This window comes from Arthrobacter vasquezii (assembly GCF_029455255.1).
Classification (GTDB): domain Bacteria; phylum Actinomycetota; class Actinomycetes; order Actinomycetales; family Micrococcaceae; genus Arthrobacter_D; species Arthrobacter_D parietis.
Genome location: NZ_JAROKN010000123.1, coordinates 1 through 1,346 on the forward strand (window position 1 = coordinate 1; position 1,346 = coordinate 1,346).

1 protein-coding gene is annotated in these 1,346 nt (G+C 57.2%); it reads right to left on the bottom strand.

Going from position 1 to position 1,346, the window contains the following annotated elements; genetic code table 11:
- Positions 1 to 551 precede the first annotated feature (551 nt).
- Positions 552 to 1,346 (bottom strand): trypsin-like serine peptidase (locus P4U43_RS17895; RefSeq protein WP_404800772.1); only part of this gene is annotated, 795 nt, incomplete at its 5' end.

Consider the following 1,346-nt stretch of genomic DNA (forward strand, 5'->3'; position numbering starts at 1 on the left):
CCGAAGGGCTGACATGGGTCCGGGGTGCGTGCACGCAGACGTTCTTAACGGCTGCCGTTTCACACCGAAAGGGTGTAGCAACTGATTGATCGCATCTTGTCCTTGACCGAGCGCGTATCACCGGGGCACGTCACGAGCCCCGGTGATACCGTCTAACTTGCCCTCAACTCGATCATGGATCTACGGGCATAGGCGCGGGTTCGGCGCTGCGCATTTCATCCTCTGTTAGATCCTCGGGTACTTCACCGGCGCATTCGTGGGCGCTCGGGTTCTTCGAGGACTGTGTCTGCTCACTGTTCGATGAGGGGGACGACGGTCCGTCTCCATCGCCTGTGGGCTGAGCGCCTTCCTCACACTTATCCTCAGGATTTTCGCTCGTCTCCTCAGCGGAAGGAGTTGAGGTTGCAGGCGGCAACGGTTCCTCGCCCGGCGGCTGACCGTTCGGCGATCCGCACGCCGTCACGGTAACGACCAACGAAACCATAATGATGAACAGTGCTCCGCGGAGAGTGCTGGTTCGCTTCGATCGTGATGACATCGGAACTCGCTTCTTACCCATACCGGTACTCGTTATAAATGGTACCGATATTGGAACTAGAGAAATATGGGGAACGTAGGACTGTCGGGTTAACCACCCTGTCTATATTGCTCGCCACCCCGTTGGCGTAACCGCTGCTGGTGTTGTATCCGATCAACCAGGGAGAACCGCTGACTCCGCGTGTCATGTCGCAGGAAAGCTCTATCTGGTTGGTGCTGTGGTGTCTGGAGGTTCCGGTGCAATAGTGCTGCCACTGGCCATCGTACTTACCTTCAGCAGGGTAACCCTGGACAGTGAATTGTCCGATAGCTGGCCGTCCCCACGTCACTCCAAGGGCGCCCATAGCGGAAACCAGCGACACGCCATACCGCGGGTTGACCAGTGCCAATCCGACGTCGTCATTGAAGTCCCTGCTGTTGTACCAGTCATTGGTGGTGACCAGCGTGTGGGCATGCCATTGCCCGTAGGGTGAGCGACCGTGATCGTATCCGGGAACGAACGTCCAATTCCAATTCGCGCCGATATACCAACCGGAAGTGTGGTTGTAGTTGCAGTGGCCAGCAGTGAGGACCATGTTCTTGCCCTCACTGTTAATCACGGATCCAGAACAAGAGATCACCGTGTCAGTGCCAGCCTTCCGCATGAACACTTTCCCTATCTGCGGGTTGAACGCCGACTGGATCTGGAAATCTTCTTGCTGCTCAGGCTCCACAGGGTGTGAGCCGACGACCGGTTCTTCAGTGGCGTCGGTAGTGAATGAGGAAACATCAGAGGGTTTTGCTACCGGGCCCTTCGGGGCGTCTAACGG